At 69.4% G+C, this 13,761-nt stretch carries 15 protein-coding genes; 8 read left to right on the top strand and 7 right to left on the bottom strand.

Annotation, left to right across the window (positions count from 1 at the left end; translation table 11 throughout):
* Positions 1–150 precede the first annotated feature (150 nt).
* Positions 151–1,302, bottom strand: a complete 1,152-nt coding sequence (locus O4N75_RS05770) for an alpha/beta fold hydrolase (RefSeq protein ID WP_269628400.1) — start codon at positions 1,300–1,302, stop codon at positions 151–153.
* Positions 1,303–1,385: 83 nt separating this feature from the next.
* Here O4N75_RS05770 and O4N75_RS05765 point away from each other — a divergent pair, with 83 nt between their 5' ends.
* The 3 genes from O4N75_RS05765 to O4N75_RS05755 are packed head-to-tail and all read left to right on the top strand — an operon-like array spanning position 1,386 to position 3,984.
* Positions 1,386–2,045, top strand: coding sequence for a TetR/AcrR family transcriptional regulator (locus tag O4N75_RS05765; RefSeq protein WP_269628399.1), 660 nt, complete (start codon positions 1,386–1,388; stop codon positions 2,043–2,045).
* On the top strand, positions 2,042–2,722 hold the full coding sequence (locus O4N75_RS05760; RefSeq protein ID WP_269628398.1) for a VOC family protein: 681 nt from the start codon (positions 2,042–2,044) through the stop codon (positions 2,720–2,722). The genes O4N75_RS05765 and O4N75_RS05760 overlap by 4 nt, the downstream gene beginning before the upstream one ends.
* Before the next feature lie 8 nt (positions 2,723–2,730).
* Positions 2,731–3,984: a hypothetical protein gene (locus tag O4N75_RS05755; RefSeq protein WP_269628397.1), complete on the top strand. Its 1,254-nt coding sequence runs from the start codon at positions 2,731–2,733 to the stop codon at positions 3,982–3,984.
* On the opposite strand, the gene O4N75_RS05750 is transcribed toward O4N75_RS05755, so the two are convergent.
* The 3 genes from O4N75_RS05750 to O4N75_RS05740 all read right to left on the bottom strand — a co-directional run bounded on the left by O4N75_RS05750 (position 3,981) and on the right by O4N75_RS05740 (position 6,032).
* Positions 3,981–4,541, bottom strand: a complete 561-nt coding sequence (locus tag O4N75_RS05750; RefSeq protein WP_269628396.1) for an HNH endonuclease — start codon at positions 4,539–4,541, stop codon at positions 3,981–3,983. The genes O4N75_RS05755 and O4N75_RS05750 overlap by 4 nt on opposite strands.
* A gap of 219 nt (positions 4,542–4,760) precedes the next feature.
* A complete protein-coding gene (locus tag O4N75_RS05745) occupies positions 4,761–4,967 on the bottom strand; it encodes a hypothetical protein (protein ID WP_269628395.1) in 207 nt (68 codons plus the stop codon).
* A gap of 33 nt (positions 4,968–5,000) precedes the next feature.
* Complete coding sequence (locus tag O4N75_RS05740; protein WP_269628394.1) at positions 5,001–6,032, bottom strand: choline kinase family protein; 1,032 nt, start codon at positions 6,030–6,032, stop codon at positions 5,001–5,003.
* 375 nt (positions 6,033–6,407) lie between these two features.
* Between O4N75_RS05740 and O4N75_RS05735 the strand changes: the two genes are divergently transcribed.
* From O4N75_RS05735 to O4N75_RS05725, 3 genes are read left to right on the top strand one after another with little or no spacing between them, the layout of a single operon-like run.
* Entirely contained in the window at positions 6,408–7,037 is a 630-nt protein-coding gene (locus O4N75_RS05735; protein ID WP_269628393.1) for a TetR/AcrR family transcriptional regulator, read from the top strand.
* A gap of 10 nt (positions 7,038–7,047) precedes the next feature.
* Entirely contained in the window at positions 7,048–7,893 is an 846-nt protein-coding gene (gluQRS, locus tag O4N75_RS05730) for a tRNA glutamyl-Q(34) synthetase GluQRS (RefSeq protein ID WP_269628392.1), read from the top strand.
* A gap of 1 nt (position 7,894) precedes the next feature.
* Positions 7,895–8,773: an EamA family transporter gene (locus O4N75_RS05725; protein ID WP_269629333.1), complete on the top strand. Its 879-nt coding sequence runs from the start codon at positions 7,895–7,897 to the stop codon at positions 8,771–8,773.
* Here O4N75_RS05725 and O4N75_RS05720 read toward each other — a convergent pair.
* On the bottom strand, positions 8,770–9,897 hold the full coding sequence (locus tag O4N75_RS05720; RefSeq protein WP_269628391.1) for an aromatic ring-hydroxylating dioxygenase subunit alpha: 1,128 nt from the start codon (positions 9,895–9,897) through the stop codon (positions 8,770–8,772). The two genes, O4N75_RS05725 and O4N75_RS05720, sit on opposite strands and share 4 nt — an antisense overlap.
* Before the next feature lie 13 nt (positions 9,898–9,910).
* On the opposite strand from O4N75_RS05720, the gene O4N75_RS05715 reads away from it, so the two are divergent.
* Entirely contained in the window at positions 9,911–10,681 is a 771-nt protein-coding gene (locus O4N75_RS05715; protein ID WP_269628390.1) for a TetR/AcrR family transcriptional regulator, read from the top strand.
* 3 nt (positions 10,682–10,684) lie between these two features.
* Here O4N75_RS05715 and O4N75_RS05710 read toward each other — a convergent pair whose 3' ends face one another.
* Positions 10,685–11,005, bottom strand: a complete 321-nt coding sequence (locus O4N75_RS05710; RefSeq protein WP_269628389.1) for a plasmid stabilization protein — start codon at positions 11,003–11,005, stop codon at positions 10,685–10,687.
* Positions 11,006–11,066: 61 nt separating this feature from the next.
* Positions 11,067–12,482 carry a protein adenylyltransferase SelO gene (locus O4N75_RS05705; protein ID WP_269629332.1) on the bottom strand — a complete coding sequence of 472 codons (1,416 nt, stop codon included), beginning with the start codon at positions 12,480–12,482 and terminating at the stop codon, positions 11,067–11,069.
* Between the two features lie 82 nt (positions 12,483–12,564).
* On the opposite strand from O4N75_RS05705, the gene nhaA reads away from it, so the two are divergent.
* Positions 12,565–13,752 (top strand): Na+/H+ antiporter NhaA, encoded by a 1,188-nt coding sequence (gene nhaA / locus O4N75_RS05700; RefSeq protein WP_269628388.1) that lies wholly within the window; start codon positions 12,565–12,567, stop codon positions 13,750–13,752.
* Positions 13,753–13,761: the final 9 nt, after the last annotated feature.

Raw genomic sequence — 13,761 nt, 5'->3', positions numbered from 1 at the left:
GGCACAGCGATGGGGCCCATCGCGAACTGACGGCGCCTGCAGCAGGCCGCACACGCCCTGGATGCTCAGGCTACAGGCCGATGAGCCGCCGGCGGCATCAGGCGAAACCCCGAAGCGGGGGCGGCCGCGTTCCGAGGGTCGGCCCCAGGCTCAAAAACCTCGCGCGTCGAGCCATTCGCCGATCGCCGCCGTCGCGCGCGGCAGCAGGTCCGGACGCTCGGCGTAGTAGTGGTCGGCCCCCTCGATGTGTACGAGGCTCTTGTCGGCCGAGGCGACGGCGTCGAACAGGCGCTGAGCATGGCTGGGCGTGCAGGCCAGATCGGCGGTGTTGTTGACCACCAGCACCGGGCAGGAGATCCGCCCCGCATTGACCACCCCGTTGGCCCGGCTCTCGTCATAGCTCCACTGGGACAGCCACGAGCGCAGGGTGGTGAAGCGGCCCAGCCCCACCGGCCCGTCGTTCACGATCTTCGGATCGCCGAGATAGCAGGCGTAGGGCCGGCGGTCGGACGGGTCCTGGGTCGGGTCGGTCCAGCGCACGTCGCTCATCGTGCCCTGCACCACGAAGCAGCGCTCGGCGTCCGGATCGCCGGCCGCCTTCAGCTCGGCGAGCTGGGCCTTGGCCCAGGCGGTGATCCGCCGGTTGCGGTCGATCTGCGCCTGCCGGAACCGTTGCACGAACTCGGGCGAATAGGGCGCGGTTTCTGGGAACGCCGGATCGTAGAGGTTGAGGCTCACGTCGCGCTCGAATGGCCGGGCCTCGTCGAGGATCGAGGGGTCGAGCCATTCGGTCATGGTCACCGAGCGGCTGATGTGCGCGGCCAGCAGCAGGACGCCGTCGGCGGCCTGCAGCCCGGCCCCGACTATGTCGACCTCGTCGCCCGCGGGCGTATGGGTGATGGTCGGGGTCTGCGCCTGGTCCTGATAGAACAGCGACAGCGATCCGCCGCCGGACCAGCCGCCCAGCACCACCTTCTCGTAGCCGAAGCGGGTCTTCAGATCGGCGATGCAGGCCCCCAGGTCGAGGACGCACTTCTCCATGATCAGCGCCGTGTCGTTCCCGCGATAGCGCGGGTTGCAGTAGACGACGTGCCGCCCGGCGCGGGCCAGGGCCGAGACCAGCGGCAGAAACGAGCCGCCGCCGACCGGATGGCTGAACAGGATGACGGTCTTGGACTCGCCGACGTCCGGTCGCACCCGCATGCACTCGACGAACACCTGGCCGGTCGGTCCGCCATAGACCTCCTTCAGCCGGCTCTTGTCCGCATGGACGAAGCCGTAGGGCTCACGAACGACCGCCATCTGTCCCTCCCCTGGGGCGCAGCTTGTGGCGCCCTCAATTTCTGACTACAAAATCAGAAAAGCTGATTACAGAGTCAATCGTCATGCCGCACGACGGTGAATGGGCCGCGACGACCAAGGGCGAAGCTACCGCCGCGCGCATCCGCGCGGTCGCGCTGGACCAGTTCTCACAGCTGGGCTTCGAGCGAGTGACGATGGGCGGCATCGCCAGGGCCGCGCGCGTGTCGCAGCCGGCGCTGCACTATCATTTCGAGGACAAGGCCCACCTCTGGCGCAGCGCCATGCTCGGCCTGCGCGCGGTGATCCAGGAGGAGGAGCGGCTGATCGAGGCCGCCGCCGACGCCCCGCCCCTGACCCAGCTTCGGGTCGCCATGCGCCTCTTCCTGCAGATCAGCTGGAAGCACCCGGCGCTCGGCCGGATCGTGGCGCTGGAAGGCATGGCCGGGGGCGAGCGGCTGGAATGGCTCGACCGCCACCTGCTCGGCCCGCGCAACCGCCGGCTGGCGGCCATCGCCGCCGAGGCGGTCGCCGCCGGCGACCTGGCCCCCTACCCGCCCGAACAGATCGTGGTGACGCTGCAGACCGCCGCGGTCGGGGTGATCAACCTGGCGCCGATGATGCGCACGACCTTCGACTGCGACGTCGCCGCCGCCCGCGAGATTCACGACGAGATGATCCTGGAGGCCGTCCTCGGCGGCTTCCTGACTGAAAAGGGCCGCAGAGCCCGGGAGGAAGCCCAGTGAGCCAGCAACCCAACGGCATTCACCACCTCGCCTTCATGGCCGCGGACATCAAGAAGCACATCGCCTTCTTTTCCGAGGTCATGGGCTGTCCGCTGGTGGCGCTCTTCGACATGCACGGCGTTCCCGGCGGGCTGCACGCCTTCCTGCGCCTGAACGACCACTGCTACTTCTCGATCGTGCAGCTGCCGGCGGTGGCCGACATCCCGATCGAGCTGGGCCGCACGCACGCCGGTTCCGGCGCCCTGCCCAGCGCGGCGGGAACCTTGCAGCACCTGGCCTTCGGCGTGGAGACCGAGGCCGATCTCATCGCCATGCGCGACCGCATGCGCAGCAAGGGCGTCAACGTCATCGGCCCGATCGACCACGGCATGTGCAAGTCGATCTACTTCGCCGGTCCCGACCAGATGACGCTGGAGGTGGCGACCTCGGAGAAGACGCTCGACCCGGCCGCCTGGATCGACCCGGCGGTGCTGGCCAAGGCCGGCATTTCTCCGGACGAGGCTGCCCGCTTCAAGGCGCCGGCGGCCTACGACGGCCCCTCGCCGGTGCCGCAGCCGCCCTACGACCCGGCCATGCCGCACATGGTCTATCCGAAGGAAGTCTATGAGCGCCTGCTGGCCACGCCCGACGAGGTGCTGACCCAGATGGCCTCCTACACCGCCCCGCCGGTCGCCTGAGGCCGGCCATGAGCTATGACAGCATCGACCCGCCGCTCGCCGACCGCCGCATCCCGGCGGGCGGCGACTTCCTCTCGGCGCAGGCCCTCGCCGAGCTGACCCCCGAACTGCTGGTGCAGCGCATGAAGGCGCTGGCCCCGCGGATCGCGGCGGCCGCCCCGGACGCCGAGCGCCTGCGCCGCCCGGTCGACGAGATCTGGAACGCCCTGCGCGCGGCCGGCTACTTCTACCAGTTCGTCCCCAAGGCGTTCGGCGGCCTGGAGGTCACCACCGACCAGTTCATCGACATCAGCCTGCCGATCGCCGAGGCCTGCCCCTCGACCGGCTGGGCCGCCTCGTTCTGCGCCGAGCACAACTGGTTCCTGGCCCACTTCCCGCAGGAGACCCAACAGGCCCTGTTCGGCGGCGACTATCCCTATGTCGTCGCCCCGGTGGTCAGCGCCCCGCCCGGCCAGGCCGTGCGCGTCCCCGGCGGCTACAAGGTCACCGCGCACTGGAAATGGGGCACCGGCGTCATGCACGCCGACTGGATCGTCGGCAGCGCGCTGCTGACCGGCGACGAGGGGCCGCCGCGATTGCTGAGCTGCCTGCTGCCGGCCGGGGACGCCCGCGTGCTCGACACCTGGCGCGTCGCCGGCATGGTCGGCACCGGCAGCAACGACATCGTCGTCCAGAACCTTTTCGTGCCGGAGGCGCGCACCGCGCGCTTCGATCTGATCGCCGCCGGCCGCGGGCCCGGCTCCCGCGGCTATGCGAACCCGATCTACAGCATGCCGATGCTGCCGTTCCTGGCGATGACGGCGGCGATCTCGGCGGTGGGGGCGGCGCGCTGCGCGCTCGGCGCCTATCGCGAACGACTGGCCGGCCACGTGCGAATGGGCGGCCTTTCCAACCAGGGCGACAAGCCCGCCGCCCAGATGCGGCTCGGCCGGGCCAGCGCCATGATCGACGCCGCCGAGGGGATCATCCGCCAGGCCGGTCGCGACAACGTCGCGGCCGGCGCGCTGGGGGGCGATGAACAGGTGGCCGAACGAGTGCGCACCCGCGCCCTGATCGCCTACGCCGTCTCGGTCTGCCGCGAGGCGGTCGCGCTGCTCGGCGAATCCGCCGGCTCCAGCGCCCAGATGCTTGACCAGCCGTTCCAGCGGTCGGTGCGCGACCTCAACGTGCTGTCGAGCCACGTCGTCTTCGACGTCGACACCGCCAATGAGCTGCACGGCCGCAGCCTGATCGGCCTGCCGCCGAACTCGATGCTGATCTAGGCCTCCAGCTCGATGTCCCAGTAGAGGTAGTCGAGCCAGCTCTTGTGCAGGTGATGCGGCGGGAACCTGCGGCCGCGCTCCTGCAGCTCGTGAGCGCTCGGGCGGCGCGGCGCATTGAACGGGTGCATGTGCGCCTCGTGCGGGGTGCGCCCGCCCTTCATCAGGTTGCAGCGCGCGCAGGCCGTGACGATGTTTTCCCAGGTCGTGCGCCCGCCGCGCGAGCGCGGCACCACGTGGTCGAAGGTCAGCTCCTCGCCGGCCGTGCAATACTGGCAGCTGAAGGCATCGCGCAGGAACAGGTTGAAGCGGGTGAAGGCCGGCGGCCGATCCTGCGGCACGTAGTGCTTGAGCGACACCACGCTGGGCAGCTTCATCGCGAAGGATGGAGAGTGGACTTCCTGATCGTAGGTCGAGACGACGTCGACGCGATCGAGGAACACCGCCTTGATCACCTCCTGCCACGGCCAGAGGGACAGCGGATAGTAGCTGAGGGGACGGAAGTCCGCATTCAGCACAAGGCAGGGCCAGCCGGACGGCGGGTGGTTAAGCACCTGCATGGTCGGCCCTCCGGGCGGGGGCGGTCCCCCCTATGTCGTACGCGTAGAGACTGAAGACAGGCCCCCTTTCGCGATCCGAGCGCTCGGCGAATCGCCCACTGGGGGAATTCCCGTAGCCAGGGAATTATAGGCCGGTTTTTGAGACAGCTCCATGAAATGAAGCTCGGCGGCCCCGTCCGGAGGCGCAGGTCCGGGCGGACGGGGCGCGCTGCCCAAGCATCAGGCGCCAACTACGGCGGTGGCGCCGGCCAAGCCCAGGCTGATGGCGATGAAGACGACGCTGACGCTGGCGTCGAAGATGCGGCCGAGTTGGCTGAGGATGGTCATGATCTGCACTCCCTTGGTTGATCCGGGGCGGCGGCGCCGGCCCAGGTCCATCTGGACGATGTTTAGATAGGCCCACATCTGAACGATGTACAGATACATTTTACAATGTAAGCTATTCAGAAATGCATGGAACTATGCAGGCGGGTCCCAGCTCGCCTTCGGCAGTCCCATGGCGGCGGAGACGGCCGCGGCCAGACCCGGCACGGCCGCGCCAGTCAGGAAGCCGCTCAGATAGATCCGCCCCAGAGCCTGCGCCGTCTCGGGCGTGCCCGGGGCCAGCCTGCCGGCGATGATCGCCCCTAGCACGTCGGCCGGATCCAGCGCGTCGATGGCGGCGGCCGCAGCCGCCGGCGGTCCGATGTCGAGCAGGAAGCAGGCCATGTAGAGTCGCGCGAGCGAACGGGCCAGTTCCAGACGCCGCCGATCGGTCGCGTTCGGGGCCCGGCCGAGCCAGGCCTCCAGCAGGCCGGCCTCGAACGCGGGGCCGCTCGCCAGGCTGTCGAGCATGATCGCGACGTCTACGAAAGGGTCGTTGCGGTAGGCGGACTCCCAGTCGATCAGCCAGAGTCTCTGACCGTCGAACAGGATGTTGCCGCGATTGGGGTCGTTGTGGCTCGGCGCCAGCGACGGCGGCTCTTCCTGCCGCGCCAGCCGGATGGCCGCGAGACGCTCACCATGGGGGTCCAGAGCCCCGGCGACGAACCGCCCAGAGGTTACAAGACCTGCCAGCCGTCGTTCCATCAACTCCAGATAGTCGACCAGCGGCGGGAACGCGGGGCCGGACTGGACCCGATGGACAAGCTCGCCGAGCGCCCGCGCCAGCGCCAGCTCTCCTCCTGGAAACGCCTCCAATGGCTGCGCTTCGACGAAGTCGGTCACCATGACCCCCGACGTCTCGTCGAGATGGCGAATGGCCGGGGCGATCCCGGCCTCGGCGGCCAGCCGCGCGCATTCGTGCCGATGTGGATTGCGCGGCAAGCCCGGAAGCTCGGGGCCCTCCACCCGCAGCAGATAGCTCCGCCCCTCGATCTCGGCGCGGAATATCGCTGCGCCCGACGCACCGCCCGATACCGACGAGAGGCTGGAAATCGACCGCCGACCGGCCACCTGTCGCAACGCCACGCGCGCCGCCTCCTGGCGATCAGTCGCCAGCGCGCCGAACATGTCGCCAAGTAGATCGCGAGACATCCGCCCCTCCCCGAGACTGGATAAGGCCCTGCCCTTAGAGGATCGCGCAACAAAAAGGGGGCCGAAGCCGGCCCCCTTTCGACACTGACTGGAAGATCGGCCGTTTACGCGCCGACAGCGAGCGTAGCGCCCGCAAGGCTGACGCTCAGGGCGATCAGCACGACCGGCGCAATACGGTCGAAGAGACGTTCGAAACGATGGAAACGAGCGAGAGACATCACACACACCTTCCAAGTTGGCACCCTCGGGGGAGCGAGGGCTTTGTAATTTGAACACCGCTAAGATAACAGCGATCTGAACGTCGTCAAGATGATCTTTACGGCGTCCAGATTCAGTTTTAGAGTGACCGCTATGAGAGAAGCTGCAGCCGCCGACAATCGCCCTTACCACCATGGCGACCTGCGCCGCGCGCTGATCGACGCGGCCCAGCGGCTGCTGGAGTCCGAGGGGCCGACGGCGCTGTCGCTGCGGGCCGTGGCGCGCGAAGCCGGGGTCAGCCCGGCCGCGCCCTACCACCACTTCAAGGACAAGAGCGATCTGCTCGAGGCCGTCGCCCACGAGGGGTGGGACCTGCTCAACGATCAGATGACCCAGGCCCGCGCCAGCCAGACCTCGGTGCGCGACAAGCTCACCTCGCTTGGCGTCGCCTATGTCCGCTTCGCCCGCGACAACCCCGCCCTCTATCGGGTGATGTACGACTGCTCGCGCGACAAGGACAGCCTGCCCGAGCACGTCCACGCGCAGAACGACAGCGCCTACTGTCAGGTGCGCGACACCCTGATCGAGGCCGGCGCCGGCCCGATGGACGAACAGGAACTCGAGCTGGCCACGACCGCGGCCTGGAGCGCGGCTCACGGCCTGGCCGAGATGTTTTCCTTCCGGCAGTTCGACCATCTGAAGGAGTCGCTGGGCGGCGACGACGCCTTCCTGCGCGGCGTGTTCGAGCACATGGGCATTTTCGGCAAGACCCACCAGGGATAAAGCTGATCGGGTGTTCGTCACCCGCTTCGCCCCCTCGCCGACCGGCTACCTGCATCGTGGCCACGCCTTTTCGGCCCTGACCGCGTTCGAGGCCGCTCGCGCCGTGGGCGGGCGCTTCATCCTGCGCATCGAGGACATCGACGTCACCCGCAGCCGGCGCGAGTTCGAGGACGCCATCTACGAGGACCTCGACTGGCTCGGCATCGCCTGGGAATCCCCGGTCCGCCGCCAGTCCGAGCATCTCGACGACTATCAAGCCGCCCTCGCCGCGCTCACCGCCGACCACCTGACCTATCGCTGCTTCCGCACCCGCAAGGAACTGGCCCAGGCCGCCGCCAGCGCCCCGCACGGGCGGGCCGAGACCTTCCGCGGCGGGCCGCTGCCGCCCCTTGAGGAAACCGAGCGCCTGGCCGCCGGCAGCCCCTTCGCCTGGCGGCTCTCGCTCGACGCCGCCGAGCAGGCCCTCGCCGGCCGCCCGCTGAGTTTCGTCGAGGAAGGCGAAGGCCCCGGCGGCGAGCATGGGACCGTCGCCATCGACCCGGGCCTGGCGGGCGGCGACGTCGTGCTGGCGCGCAAGGACGTCGGGGTCGCCTACCATCTGGCCGTCGTGGTCGACGACGCGCTGCAGGGCGTCACCCACGTGATCCGCGGACAGGATCTGTTCGAGGCCGCGCACGTCCAGCGGCTGCTGCAGGCCTTGCTCGACCTGCCGACGCCCATCTATCGCCATCATCGCCTGTTGACCGGTCCCGATGGAAAGCGTTTCGCCAAGCGCGACCACGCCGAGACGCTGCGCGACCTGCGCGCCCGCGGCGTGAGCCCCGGCGAGCTGCGAGCGGAGATGGGATTTGACTGAGATGACGGCCTCGCGCGACCGCGGCCAGGCCCAGGCGCTGGCGGTGCTGGTCGCCGGCGCGGCGATCATCGGCCTGGCGCCGATCCTGGTGCGGCTGGCCGACGCCGGCCCGGCCGCGGTCGGCTTCTGGCGCGTGGCCTTCGCCATGCCGCTGCTCGGCCTGATGGCGCTGCGCACCGACGGCGGGGTCGGACGCCCCAACCGCTTCGCCCTGCTGGCGGGCCTGGCCTTCGCCTGCGACCTCGGCTTCTGGCACTACAGCATCCACTTCACCTCGGTGGCCAACGCCACGGTGCTGACCAACCTGACGCCAGTGGTGGTCACCGCCGCGGCCTGGATCTTCCTCAAGCAGCGGCCGGCCAAGCTGTTCGTCGCCGCCGTGACCCTGGCCGTCGCCGGCGCCTGGCTGATGGCCGTCGGACGTGGCGCCCACGCGCCCGGCGCCAACCCGCCGCTGGGCGACACCTTGGCCCTGACCACGGCGCTCTGGTACGCGCTATACTTCCTGGCCATCAGCGCCGCCCGCCGCAGCGTCGGGGCTGCGCGGGTGATGTTCTGGTCCAGCGCCGCCAGCGCCCCGCTGCTGCTGGTCGCCGCCGTCCTGATGGGCGAGAACGTCCTGCCGCTGACGCTCGGCGGCTGGGGCGCAGTCCTCGGCCTGGGGGTCATGCACGTCGCTGGCCAGGGCTCGATCGCCTGGGCGCTCGGCCGGCTGCCGGCCGCCACCGCCTCGGTGGTGGTGCTGATCCAGCCGGTGGTCGCCGCCCTGCTCGGCTGGCTGCTGTTCTCCGAAGCGCTCGGTCCGCTGCAGGCGCTGGGCGGCGCCATCGCCCTCTTCGGCGTGGTCCTGTCCCAGGCCGCCTCGCGCCGACGCGCCTAGGCGCCCATCCGGGCCAGCCACCACTGGTTCATCTGCCAGATCGACCGCTCCAGCGGCGAGAGTCGCCCCTGGCCGCTCGCCGGTGCGTTCAGGCCGCGCCAGACGAGGTCGTTGACGACGATGTCCTCAGCATGGATCGCCGCCGTCGCCTGCTCCAGATGCGCCAGCACGTCGTCAGCCCCCTCCATCTCGAGCACATGGCGCGGAACGCAGACGTGGATCTTCAGCACGAAGCGGTCGCCCGCAGTGGGCAGGACCTGGTACCAGGCCATGCCGTCGCCATGCAGCGCGAACATGAAGTGCGGGAACGCCACCGCCGCGAACAGCGCCCCGGCCTGCCAGTCCGGCAGGCCCTGGACCAGCCGCGGACGGCCGGGATCGGGCGCCGCTGCCGGCATGTGCAGGATTGACCAGGGCCCGTCATTGTCGGGAACCGAGGAATCCCGGGCATGAAACCCCGGTTCCAGGGTCTGCGCGTGGGCGGCCAGGTGGTGGTAGGCCTCCATGAAATTCTCGACGAGAACCTTCCAGTTCCAACCGCTGTCGTAGGTGAGGGTTCGCGCGACCACCATGTCGCCGACGCCGAACGCCTCGAAGTAGCGGCGCAGGCTCTCGACCTGCGGCGCGAAGGGGGGCGCCTGCGGGTCGAGATTGGCCATCACGAAGCCTTCCCACACCTCGCTGCGGAACTGGGTGAGGCGGCAGTCGTCGGAGGGGAAATCCCTCGCCCCCTCCATCAGCGGCGCGGCCGCCAGCCGTCCTTCGGTGTCGTAGCTCCAGGCGTGATAGGGGCAGGTGAACAGCTTTCGCCGCCCCGTCCCCTGCGCGACTGGCGCGGCCCGGTGACGGCAGACATTGGCCATCACCCGGAACGTCCCGTCCAAGCCGTGCACCAACAGCACCGGCTGGCCGGCCAGGTCCATGGCGATGAAGTCGCCGGGCTCAGGGACCTGGTCCACACGCGCCAGCGGCGTCCAGCTGCGCCGCAGGATCCGCTCGGTCTCCAGCGCATGGATATCCTGACGCACATAGGCGGCGGCAGGCAGCGTCCAGGCGTCTTCCAGCTGCCGCCGCGACCGCGCGATCTCCTCGGCGCTGAGGCCGGGCAATAGGCTCGCTTCCATCTCGTCGCCTCCCTTGGCGTTGTCGCTCGATACGTCGCCGAAGGACCGGGAGTCAATTATTTTGATCGATCGTTTTAAATTGGACGGATTACGCCGTCGGGAGTATGGGATTTCCATGACGCCGACGCCCGCCCGTCGCCCCGTCGGCCGCCCGCGCGGCGACGGGCGGCCCCACCTGACCCGCGACGAGGCGCTCCTGGCCGCCGCGCGGCTCATCAGCGCCGAGGGCTACACCGGCGCCAGCATCCGCATGATCGCCCAGGCGCTGGGCGCGGCGCCGGCCTCGTTGTTCAATCTGTTCCCCAACAAGGACGCGCTGCTGAACGAACTGGTGGTCTATCTCGCCGCCCCTTCGCTCGATTTCTACGCGCGTCTGGCGGCCCTGGCCCTCCCGCCCGAAGTCGCGCTGTTCAAGAGCCTGTTTGAGGAAGCAGCTCTCGTCGCTTCGGTAGACCGGACGTTGCCGGCGATCTTCTACCTGCCGGAACTGCAAAAGCCGCAGTTTGGGCCGGCGCAGCAGGCGCGCGCGGCGCTGGTCGCTCACTATCGGCGGCTGATCGAGGCGGGACTGGCGAGCGGGGCGCTGCAGTGCGACCTGCCCGACCTGGCCGCTGAACAGATGCTGCAGATGAGCGAGACCAGCGTCCTGGCCACGCTGCCGGCCTCCCCTCAGGCGCAGGCCAGGGCGAGCGCCCGCTTCGCCTTGCGCGCCCTGCTCGCCGATCCCGCGCGGCTCGACGCGGTCGAGGCCCAATCTTCGCAAGTGGATCTGACGATCCTCTAGTCCTCAATGCGCCGCGTGATGCTCGGCGTTGCGCTTGCGGGTCGCCGCGGCCTTCTTGGCCGACGCCGAGCGCTCGGCGGCTGTGCGACCGGCTGAAGCCGCCCCGCCCTTCCGACCGCCCTTGTGCGCCGCCGGATGGCCGGTGTGCTTGCCGCGGCCCGAACCGCCCGGCGCCTTGCCGCCGCCGTCGTCCTTGTTGACCGTCGCCCAGGCCCGGCGCTCGGCCTCCTTCTCGGGCACGCCCCTGGCTTCGTAGCCTTGCGCGATATGGTCGGCCTTGCGTTCCTGCTTGTCGGTGTATTTCGACTTGTCTCCGCGAGGCATGACGAACACTCCTCCTGCTGAGGCAGGGGCAACCCGGCGCGGCGGCGATGGTTCCCAGCGCCTAGCTCAGCGCCCAGGCGGTCCGCGCCGCCTCGATCGCCGCCAGCTTGGCGTGGAACGCGCTCCAATCGTCCCGCTCGGCGATATCCGCCCAGATCGCCTCGATCTCATCGATCAGCAGTTCCTGCGGCTCAGGACTTGCGAAGTACGGATCGGCCAGCCGCTCGGGCCGCTCGGGCGCAAAGCCCTTCAGCAGTTCGCGGAACTCGGCGAAGTCCTCCCCGCCGTAGATGTCGCCGCGCGCGCTCGCCAGCGCCCGGGCCTCGTCGCCGCAGAACCAGTCGAAGAAGAACGGCTCCCAGCGCAGGCGCTCGCCGCCCTGGGCGATGGCGCGGAACGTGGCGTTGGCGAAAGCCACCTCCCTGGCCGCCTCGCCGCGCTGCAGCCCCAGGCGGTTCAGCAGCGCCCCGGCCAACTCCCGGCGATAGCGCGGCCCAAATCCGTTCAGCGCCGCGATCAGCGGCTCGTCGGGACTGACCTGCGCCAGGCACCCGGCCAGCTGCTGCAGGTTCCAGAACACCGCCTCGGGCTGGCGGCCGAAGCTGTACAGCCCGGCGGTGTCGAAATAGGCGGCCGTGAAGTTCGGGTCGTTGTGCGGCAGGAACCGGTAGGGGCCGTAGTCGAAGCTCTCGCCGGTGATGTTCATGTTGTCGGTATTCAGCACCCCGTGCACGAACCCGGCGGCCATCCAGCGCGCAGTCAGCCGCGCCGCGCGTCCGGCCACGGCTTCCAGCAGCGCCGCACCCTTGTCCGGAGCGTTCCCCAGCTCTGGGTAGTAGAGCTCGACCACATGCTCGACCAGACGCGTAGTGGCGGCCGCGTCCTGCAGATAGGCCTGGCGCTGGAAGGTCCCGAACCGGACGTGGCTGTGCGAGAGCCGCACCAGCACCGAGGATCGGGTCGGGCTCGGCTCGTCGCCGCGCATCAGCTGTTCGCCGGTCTCAATCAGCGAGAACGAGCGCGAGGTCGGCACGCCCAGCGCCTCGAGCATCGCCGTGGCCAGCACCTCGCGCACCCCGCCCTTCAGGGTCAGCCGTCCGTCGCCGGCCCGCGACCAGGGCGTCGTCCCTGAACCCTTGGTCCCCAGCTCCAGAAGCCGCCCGGTCCCGACCTCGCGCATCTGGGCGAAGGTGAAGCCGCGGCCGTCGCCAAGGTCGGGGTTGTAAACACGGAACTGGTGGCCGTGATAGCGCATGGCCAGAGGGGCGCTCAGCTGCCCCGGCAGCGGCTCGAAACGGCCGAAGTGCGCCACCCATTCGTCGTCGCTCAGCGCGTCGAGTCCCACGCTGGCCGCGGCCCGGTCATTGCGGAAGCGCAGGAAAGTCATCGGGAAATCGGCCGCCGCCACCGGATCGAAGAACACCGGTCCGAGGTCCTGGACATGCGGATCGGGGCGATAGGCGGGCGAGACGGGCATGTCCATCAGATGCGCGATCACATCGACGCCAGCAACGACCGATTGAGGTATTTCACGCGGCGCCCGCATGGTAACCGGAGCCATGGCGAGACGACTGACCCTGGACTTCCTGAAGACCGAAACGGCTTCAGGCGTGATCTTGACCACCGCCGCGCTGCTGGCCGTGGCGTTGGCCAACTCGCCCTGGGCCGATCACTACTTCGCCTTCATCAAGCACGAGATCACCATCCAGATCGGGGCCTTCCACGAGGCCAAGCCGGTCTACCGATGGATCAAGGAAGGCTTGATGGCGATCTTCTTCTTCGTCGTCGGGCTTGAGATCAAACACGAGATCCTGCGCGGCGAGCTATCTAATCCCCGCCGCCTGGCCCTGCCGGTGCTGGCCGCGCTCGGCGGCATGATCGCCCCGGCCGGGGTCTATCTGATGCTCAACCTCGGCCAGGGGGGCGCCCCGCAGGGCTGGCCGACCCCAACCGCCACCGACATCGCCTTCGCCCTGGCGGCGCTGGCCGTGGCCGGGCCGCGGCTGCCGTCCTCGCTGCGGATCTTCCTGCTGACCCTGGCCATCGCCGACGACCTCGGCGCGGTGGCGCTGATCGCCATTCTCTTCACCTCCGAGGTCAACATGTACGCCCTGGGCGGGGCGGCCGCCTCCATCGCCCTGATGGCGCTGATGTCGAAGTGGAAATCGGCGCCCTACCTGTTCTACGCGGCCTGTTTCGCGCTTGCCTGGGCCTTCTGCCTGAAGAGTGGGGTGAACACCTCGCTGGCTGGGGTCGCCGCGGCCATGACCGTGCCGATCGACCCGCGCAAGCCGGGCCATGAGGGGCCGCTGAAGCACTTCATGGAGAGCCTGCACCCCTATGTCGCCTACCTGATCCTGCCGCTGTTCGCCTTCGCCGCGGCCGGCTTCTCGTTCCAGGGTCTGTCGCTCTCGACCCTGGCCAACCCGGTGCCGCTCGGCATCGCCATGGGCCTGTTCGTCGGCAAGCAGATCGGCGTCTTCGGCTTCTCGGCGGCGGTGATCGGTCTGAAGCTGGCCCGCCGCCCCACCGGCGCCAAGTGGCTGGAGCTCTACGGCGTCTCGCTGCTCTGCGGCGTCGGCTTCACCATGAGTCTGTTCATCGGCGGCCTGGCCTTCGACCCCAACGACACCCTGGCCCAGACCGAGGTGCGCATGGGCGTCATCGCCGGTTCGATCCTCTCGGCGCTGGTAGGCATGGGCGTGCTCGCCTACGCCCAGCGCCAGCGCAATGAGGCCAACGACTAGCGCCCATCC

Source organism: Phenylobacterium sp. NIBR 498073, assembly GCF_027286305.1.
In the GTDB taxonomy this organism is placed as follows: domain Bacteria; phylum Pseudomonadota; class Alphaproteobacteria; order Caulobacterales; family Caulobacteraceae; genus Phenylobacterium.
This window is presented reverse-complemented; position numbering and strand designations above follow the sequence as displayed.

Excerpts from the sequence above, each read along its gene's own strand:
- O4N75_RS05770 (WP_269628400.1), bottom strand. The coding sequence starts at position 1,302 with ATGGCGGTCGTTCGTGAGCCCTACGGCTTCGTCCATGCGGACAAGAGC.
- O4N75_RS05765 (WP_269628399.1), top strand. The coding sequence starts at position 1,386 with ATGCCGCACGACGGTGAATGGGCCGCGACGACCAAGGGCGAAGCTACC.
- O4N75_RS05755 (WP_269628397.1), top strand. The coding sequence starts at position 2,731 with ATGAGCTATGACAGCATCGACCCGCCGCTCGCCGACCGCCGCATCCCG.
- O4N75_RS05750 (WP_269628396.1), bottom strand. The coding sequence starts at position 4,541 with ATGCAGGTGCTTAACCACCCGCCGTCCGGCTGGCCCTGCCTTGTGCTG.
- O4N75_RS05745 (WP_269628395.1), bottom strand. The coding sequence starts at position 4,967 with ATGTATCTGTACATCGTTCAGATGTGGGCCTATCTAAACATCGTCCAG.
- O4N75_RS05740 (WP_269628394.1), bottom strand. The coding sequence starts at position 6,032 with ATGTTCGGCGCGCTGGCGACTGATCGCCAGGAGGCGGCGCGCGTGGCG.
- O4N75_RS05735 (WP_269628393.1), top strand. The coding sequence starts at position 6,408 with ATGAGAGAAGCTGCAGCCGCCGACAATCGCCCTTACCACCATGGCGAC.
- O4N75_RS05725 (WP_269629333.1), top strand. The coding sequence starts at position 7,895 with ATGACGGCCTCGCGCGACCGCGGCCAGGCCCAGGCGCTGGCGGTGCTG.
- O4N75_RS05720 (WP_269628391.1), bottom strand. The coding sequence starts at position 9,897 with ATGGAAGCGAGCCTATTGCCCGGCCTCAGCGCCGAGGAGATCGCGCGG.
- O4N75_RS05710 (WP_269628389.1), bottom strand. The coding sequence starts at position 11,005 with ATGCCTCGCGGAGACAAGTCGAAATACACCGACAAGCAGGAACGCAAG.
- O4N75_RS05705 (WP_269629332.1), bottom strand. The coding sequence starts at position 12,482 with ATGCCCGTCTCGCCCGCCTATCGCCCCGATCCGCATGTCCAGGACCTC.
- nhaA (WP_269628388.1), top strand. The coding sequence starts at position 12,565 with ATGGCGAGACGACTGACCCTGGACTTCCTGAAGACCGAAACGGCTTCA.